This is a genomic window from Candidatus Obscuribacterales bacterium, assembly GCA_036703605.1.
GTDB lineage: Bacteria > Cyanobacteriota > Cyanobacteriia > RECH01 > RECH01 > RECH01.
Window position 1 is genome coordinate 1 of sequence record DATNRH010000812.1, and the last position, 7,158, is coordinate 7,158.

A 7,158-nucleotide genomic window follows, 5' to 3' on the forward strand; every position below is an offset into this window, starting at 1 on the left:
TGGCAGATCCTCTTTTCGGTACAATTAGGGCGATAGATCAATCAGTTGAGAGATCAAAGGGATAGGTATATGCGAATTTTAGTCATGGGTGGCACCCGCTTCATTGGTGTGTACCTCACACAGCTTTTAGTTGAGCAGGGGCATGAGGTGGTGCTGTTTAACCGAGGCAACCGGCCCGCTCCGGTTGCAGGTGTTGCTGAGATCCATGGCGATCGCCAAAATGCCGATGACCTGAAGCAAAAGCTCGGTGACGAACGGTTTGATGCCATTTTTGATAACAACGGCCGCGAGCAGAGCGACACCCAGCCGTTGATCGACCTCTTCAATGGCAAGGTGCAGCACTTTGTCTATGTGAGTTCGGCAGGGGTCTATCAAAAATCTGACCAAATGCCCCATCTGGAGGGGGATACGGTTGACCCCAACAGTCGCCATAAGGGTAAGTTTGAAACCGAGGCCTCCTTATTTGCCCAAGCGGTACCGTTTACTTCGGTGCGTCCGGTTTATATCTACGGCCCCCAAAACTACAACCCCCTTGAAGCCTGGTTTTTTGATCGGATTGTGCGCGATCGACCCATCCCTATCCCCGGCAATGGGCAGCATCTCACCCAGTTGGGTCATGTGTATGATCTAGCCATGGCCATGACCCAGGTTTTGGGTAATCAGCAGGCCGTCGGCAAAATCTACAACATCTCCGGCGATCGCTACGTTACCTTTGACGGATTAGCCCGCGCCTGTGCGATCGCCGCTGGCAAAGATCCCGAGCAGCTCCAGATTGTCCATTACAATCCCAAAGACTTTGACTTTGGGAAGAAGAAAGCTTTCCCCATGCGGGTACAGCATTTCTTTACAGACATTCACCACGCCCAGGCTGACCTTGGCTGGCATCCGAAGTATGACTTGATCTCTGGCTTGAAAGATTCCTTTCAAGCCGACTACCTGGCAAATGGGGGCGATCGCAATATGGTCGATTTCAGCCTAGATGATGAAATTCTAAAAAGCGCATAGTATTTTCAGGAAGGGCAGGCTACCTTTACCACCCGCACTGGATCAGATACCCTGGTTGTATCCTTTATAACTCAGTAGAATAGCGATCGCCCTCAAGTAGGTTGGCGCTGTATCGTCAGTGTCACCCACGGATAGGACGGATTAGGGTTGTGCTCTTCCTTAGTCCGGCAACAGCTAGCCTACGGAGTTCGTTTAGCCATGGGGATGTTACCGTGGCGATACGGGTATAGCTCACAAACACAGTTTACAGATACAGGTCAGAGATGGCGCTAGACCTGAGCATGACCATATGGCTCACGAGGTGCATCAGGGTGCCGATACGTAACCAATGGCTGTACTAGTGAAACCACTGGTAGGGCGGATGGCTAGGAACTGTGATCTTGCTCATGTATCCGCCAGAGTAGCCATGCCCAATCGATTCATTCACTGGAATCTATGAACGCATCCAGTTTTCAAGACTCGTCCCTGTATGAGCTGGCAGCTAGCATTGAGCAGGTTTCCCAACCGCTGCAAGTTAGTCCCACCACGTTTAAGTCGATGCTGTCGGCCATCATGGATGTGCTCAGCGAGGCGCAAGAACCTGCAACGCTGTGGATGAAGCTGCCTCGGGGCTATGCATGGTCGAGTGAGGTCGAGCGCTACCAACGGTCGGCCCATCCCGACAGCGCTATCTATATCCTTAAAAATCCCCAATCTGCCTACCACACCCCTGAGGAGAGCGATCGCCCCCCCTCTCGTCCCACACCGAGTCCAGAGTCCAGTACCTTTGATTGGGATTCTGACACCGATTCAGACATTCATTTTATCGAGCCCCTGCCTTCGCCCTTGACGATCTGCCCAGCCACCTCCTTGCCCTTAGCAACCCATAGCCAACTGCGGCGGGAGTATTTTTTAATTGTGCGATCGCAGCGGTTTTCCATCCTGCTGCTGGCTCATCGTCCGCGCACCGTTCGCCCTAGCCCCAGTCCCGACCCGGCACCTCCCAGTGTGCGTCCCCAAACCACCGCAATTTTGAGTGATGAGGGCAGCCCCAGTCGGCGCAAGCATCCACTCCTCTGCATTTGCTCATTTATGCCCCAAACCATTCAGCAAGTCTTATCCGGGGTACAGCAGGCCATTCAGGCAGGACAGCTCAGCGAACCTAGCCCGGAGGGGCAGGAACTTCTAGAGCAGTGGGATGGCCTCACCCAAGGGGAGGCGATCGCCCCCAGTCCGGTCTTGCTGGGCCAGTTTTACAGTCGGCAACTGTTCTACCAGGAAGAGTTGTGGCATCGTAGCGCCGCCGATCGCAAACTATCGGAGCAGGTCGCCACCCTCCAGCTCGAATGCGAAGGCTTGACTAACCGTCTGCGGATCAAAGATGAATTCCTCAAAAATGTGGGGCAGGAGATGCGCACGCCCCTCACCACGATGAAAACAGCCCTGACCCTGCTGGAATCACCCAACCTACGGCCGCCCCAGCGCCAGCGCTACATGGAGCTGCTCACCAAGGAATGCGATCGCCAGAGTGCGTTGATCACCAGCGTTTTAGACCTGATGCAGCTAGAAGACCATGCGGACCATGCCCTGATGCAGCCGATTCGTCTATCGGACGTGGTGCCCGGCGTCGTCAGCACCTATCAGCCCCTTGCCCGCGAACGCGGCATGATGCTGGCCTACACCATTTCCAGCGATCTACCCGCCGTGTCTTGCTTACACAAATGGCTCAGTCAGATTGTCATCAACCTGCTGGATAATGCGATTAAATTTACCCCCCCCGGCGGCGAGGTCTGGGTGTCTGCCAAGCAGCAGGGTGACTACATCCAGCTTGAATTTAAAGATACCGGCGTGGGAATTGCACCGGCAGAGCTATCGCGAGTTTTCCGGCCGTTCTATCGCCTACGGGGCCATCAAGAAGATCAGTCGTCTGGGCCCGGTCTAGGATTGTCCATGGTGCAGCAACTGGCCCTCAACTGTGGCGGTTCGGTGTCTGTGCGTAGCCGGCCCGGGGAGGGATCGATCTTCCATGTCCTCCTACCGATTTACAATACCTGAGGGCTGAGGCCGTCAACCCAGCAATCAGCATAGCGAGGCATAGGACGGTGAGAATTTGGCAAGCGGACCTTTATCGTCGCCCCCTAAGGGATGAAGCGGGCAATCCTTTATGGGAAGTTGTGGTCTGTGAGGGCGATCGCGCTCTACTGATCGCCGCTTGCCCCCAACCTTCCCTCAGCAGCGCCTGGCTGACGGCGCAGATCACCACCGCCGTGAATCTCCATGGCCAGCCCGACCGCCTTTTGGTCTTCCGTCCCCAATCCCTCAGTCTGTTGGAAACCGCTTGCCAGAGTCTGGGTATATCGGTGGCAGCCACCCGCCATACGCCCCAACTCCATGCCCTGTTGGAACAGCGGGCGCTGGATTATCCCCACTTGCCCAACTACACCGGGGAAGCCTACGACCCCGTCGCCCTCGATCGCCCGCCGCCGCTGCCCCTAGCCGATAACCTCTGGGGAGAAAGCTGGCGCTTTGCGGCGATCGCTGCCAGTGACCTCGACCTAGTGTTTGGCGATCGCCCTATTCCCATTCGCGTTTGGCCCGAGGCCTTAATACCCCAAACCCTAAAACTTGCCTCCACCACCATGGTGCCCGGTGTAATCATTTACGGGGGGCGGCAGTCCATGCGCCTGGCCCGCTGGCTGGAGCAGGCCGATCCGGTCTCACTCCACTACATACCCGGTGCCCCCGATGGACTGATTCTCGAAGCTGGTTTGGTGGATCGCTGGATTCTCACCACCTTTGATGACCCCGAAGCGATCGCCGCTGGACAGACCTATCAACAACGCCTACAAACCAGCCAGGGTCTACATTTCCTCCTAGTACAACCCGATGACTCTGGGGTCACCTACACCGGTCTGTGGCTGCTGCAAACGGCAACTTAACCGTAGCCATGGGTAACTTCAAGACCGCTTCAGTTCGGGAAACCGTACTGATCAGTAAGTTGCGGAGGCCTACCTCAGTCCGTTAAATTAGCACTCAGGAGGTGAGAGTGCTAATCCCTCATCCCTCACTGCCCTCGCTTCACTACGAGTTGCGATCGCAGTGGCTACGACTGCTCAGTCAACGTGGTTGGTCTGAGAAAGCCGTAGCATCCGTTAAAACTTATATGCCTTGCACACCGTGCAATTCTAAGTTTTTTCTATTACACCGACGAAGTTGGAGAGTATTCCTATGGCAGCAGTATCCCTTAGCGTTTCAACCGTTAAGCCCCTAGGCGATCGCGTTTTTGTGAAAGTAAACGCATCTGAAGAAAAGACCGCTGGTGGCATTTTGCTACCAGACACCGCTAAAGAAAAGCCTCAGGTGGGCGAAATTGCCGCCGTTGGCCCCGGTCGGCGCAATGATGACGGCTCCCGCCAAGAAGTCGAAGTGAAAGTCGGCGATAAAGTTCTCTACTCCAAGTACGCAGGCACCGACATCAAGCTCAGCGGCGAAGAGTATGTTCTCCTGTCTGAAAAAGATATTTTGGCCGTCGTTGTATAGACACTACAAGGTTTGAGGGCTAGACAGTCCCTGCGTTCCGAAGCGATCACTCCTTCGGTTTAGCACCTCACCCAATCCCTGCATTTCAACACATCACTCAACACTTGAAACTGAGAACCCTTTAGGACACCGAACACTATGGCTAAGCGCATCATTTACAACGAAAATGCTCGTCGTGCTCTCGAACGCGGAATTGATATTCTAGCCGAAGCAGTGGCAGTCACCCTAGGGCCCAAGGGCCGCAACGTGGTGCTAGAGAAGAAGTTTGGCGCACCTCAAATCGTGAACGATGGTGTCACCATTGCTAAGGAAATCGAACTAGAAGACCACATCGAAAACACCGGTGTGTCCTTGATTCGTCAAGCGGCGTCCAAAACCAATGATGCGGCTGGCGACGGCACCACTACCGCCACCGTCTTGGCCCACGCCATGGTTAAGGAAGGTCTGCGTAACGTAGCCGCCGGCACCAACGCTATTTCCCTGAAGCGCGGTATCGATCGCGCGACGGCATTCTTGGTTGAAAAAATTGCTGACCAAGCCCGCCCCGTGGAAGATTCCAACGCGATCGCTCAAGTCGGTACCATCTCTGCTGGTAACGATGAAGAAGTGGGTCGCATGATTGCCAGCGCCATGGACACCGTTGGTAAGGAAGGCGTGATTTCCTTGGAAGAAGGGAAATCCATGACCACCGAGCTAGAAGTCACCGAAGGGATGCGCTTTGAAAAAGGCTACATCTCTCCCTACTTCGCCACCGACACCGAGCGCATGGAAGCGGTGCTGGATGAGCCCATGATCTTGATCACCGACAAGAAAATTGCCTTGGTGCAAGATCTTGTACCCGTGCTAGAGCAAGTGGCTCGCTCCGGTCGTCCGCTGCTGATCATTGCAGAAGACATCGAGAAAGAAGCCCTAGCAACCCTAGTGGTCAACCGTCTACGCGGTGTGCTGAACGTGGCTGCTGTTAAGGCTCCTGGCTTCGGCGATCGCCGTAAGGCCATGCTGGAAGACATCGCTGTGCTCACCGGCGGTCAACTGATCACCGAAGATGCTGGTCTGAAGCTCGACAACGCCAAGCTGGAAATGCTCGGCAAAGCTCGCCGCATCACCATCACCAAAGACACCACCACCATTGTTGCAGAAGGCAACGAAGTGGCTGTGAAGGGTCGCTGTGAACAAATCCGTCGTCAAATCGACGAAACCGATTCCTCCTACGATCGCGAAAAACTGCAAGAGCGCTTGGCTAAGCTCTCCGGCGGTGTGGCTGTGATTAAAGTCGGTGCTGCAACCGAAACCGAAATGAAGGATCGGAAGCTGCGCCTAGAAGATGCCATCAACGCGACCAAGGCAGCCGTTGAAGAAGGTATCGTTCCTGGTGGCGGCACCACCCTGGCTCACTTGGTTCCTGACCTAGAAAGCTGGGCTAGCACCACCCTCAGCGGTGAAGAGCTGATCGGTGCAGGTATTGTGGCTCGGGCGCTCACCGCTCCCCTGAAGCGCATTGCTGAAAACGCTGGTCAAAACGGTGCTGTGATTGCCGAGCGCGTCAAAGAAAAAGACTTCAACATCGGCTACAACGCCGCCACCAACGAATTCGTTGACATGTTTGAAGCTGGAATCGTGGATCCTGCCAAGGTGACCCGTTCCGCTCTGCAAAACGCAGCGTCTATCGCCGGCATGGTGCTCACCACCGAATGCATCGTGGTAGACAAGCCTGAGTCCAAGGAAGCAGCTGGCGCTGGCGCTGGCGCTGGCATGGGCGGCGACTTTGATTACTAAGGTCAACCTCTAGGGTCTAGGTCTAAGGTTAAGTCCTGAAACCCATACCTTAGGGACATCCATGGGGCGATCGCTGACCACCAACGGCGATCGCCTTTCCAAACTAGTTTGATCATCGGCGCTACTCGACGGCGGGTAGCGCATTTGTTTGTGTAAAGAGAGGTGAGTTTGCTAAACTCAGGCGTTGGATTCACCAGCACAAGTTACTACAATAAGCACAGTTAACCCATGAGGAGTGCGATCGCATCTCATCTACCAGATTCTCTAGGGTTCCCAGGTCATCGGAATGAGGAGCGCTGGAACCAGGAATGACAACCGGGCTGATTCTAATCACGGCTATCTTGATACTCGGCGGTGTCATTGCTACATTGGGCGATCGCATTGGAATGCGCGTAGGCAAAGCGCGCCTGAGTTTATTCAACCTCCGCCCCCGCCAGACAGCCACTGTCATTACTATTTTGACCGGTGGTGTGATCTCGGCCTCGACCCTGGCCATCTTATTTTTAATCAGCGATCAGCTGCGTACTGGAGTGTTTGAACTTCAGAACATCCAAGACGATCTAGCCATGGCGGGAGAGGAATTAGACGAAACCCAGGCAGAAAAATCTCGGATTCAAGGTGAGTTAGAGCGATCGGTAAATGAGCAGCGGCAGGCAGAGGCGCGACTCCAAGATATCAACCAATCTCTTGATGAGGCGATCGCCCGCCAGCGGCGTACCCAACAACAGTTAGAGCGCACCCGTAATAATTTAGATCAGCTAGAAACCAATTTCCGCCAAGCCCAAGATCAGTTAGAAACTGCTTCCCAGCAGGCTGATCAACTGCGGTCAGAAATTCAGGACATTCAGCAGGAACGGG

General features: G+C 54.7%; 6 protein-coding genes. All 6 read left to right on the forward strand.

Annotated features, from left to right (window positions below):
* The first annotated feature begins 69 nt into the window (after positions 1 to 69).
* A complete protein-coding gene (locus V6D20_16855) occupies positions 70 to 1,005 on the forward strand; it encodes an NAD-dependent epimerase/dehydratase family protein (protein HEY9817450.1) in 936 nt (311 codons plus the stop codon).
* A gap of 435 nt (positions 1,006 to 1,440) precedes the next feature.
* Positions 1,441 to 3,039: an ATP-binding protein gene (locus tag V6D20_16860; protein ID HEY9817451.1), complete on the forward strand. Its 1,599-nt coding sequence runs from the start codon at positions 1,441 to 1,443 to the stop codon at positions 3,037 to 3,039.
* Positions 3,040 to 3,086: 47 nt separating this feature from the next.
* On the forward strand, positions 3,087 to 3,923 hold the full coding sequence (locus V6D20_16865) for a Tab2/Atab2 family RNA-binding protein (GenBank protein HEY9817452.1): 837 nt from the start codon (positions 3,087 to 3,089) through the stop codon (positions 3,921 to 3,923).
* A gap of 289 nt (positions 3,924 to 4,212) precedes the next feature.
* Positions 4,213 to 4,524, forward strand: a complete 312-nt coding sequence (gene groES, locus V6D20_16870) for a co-chaperone GroES (protein ID HEY9817453.1) — start codon at positions 4,213 to 4,215, stop codon at positions 4,522 to 4,524.
* Positions 4,525 to 4,662: 138 nt separating this feature from the next.
* Positions 4,663 to 6,300, forward strand: coding sequence for a chaperonin GroEL (gene groL, locus V6D20_16875; GenBank protein HEY9817454.1), 1,638 nt, complete (start codon positions 4,663 to 4,665; stop codon positions 6,298 to 6,300).
* A gap of 308 nt (positions 6,301 to 6,608) precedes the next feature.
* On the forward strand, positions 6,609 to 7,158 hold a 550-nt coding region (locus V6D20_16880; protein HEY9817455.1), incomplete at its 3' end, for a DUF3084 domain-containing protein.

Bases quoted from the DNA above. Each gene is read 5' to 3' on its own strand.
- V6D20_16855 (HEY9817450.1), top strand. From the start codon at position 70: ATGCGAATTTTAGTCATGGGTGGCACCCGCTTCATTGGTGTGTACCTC.
- V6D20_16860 (HEY9817451.1), top strand. From the start codon at position 1,441: ATGAACGCATCCAGTTTTCAAGACTCGTCCCTGTATGAGCTGGCAGCT.
- groES (HEY9817453.1), top strand. From the start codon at position 4,213: ATGGCAGCAGTATCCCTTAGCGTTTCAACCGTTAAGCCCCTAGGCGAT.
- groL (HEY9817454.1), top strand. From the start codon at position 4,663: ATGGCTAAGCGCATCATTTACAACGAAAATGCTCGTCGTGCTCTCGAA.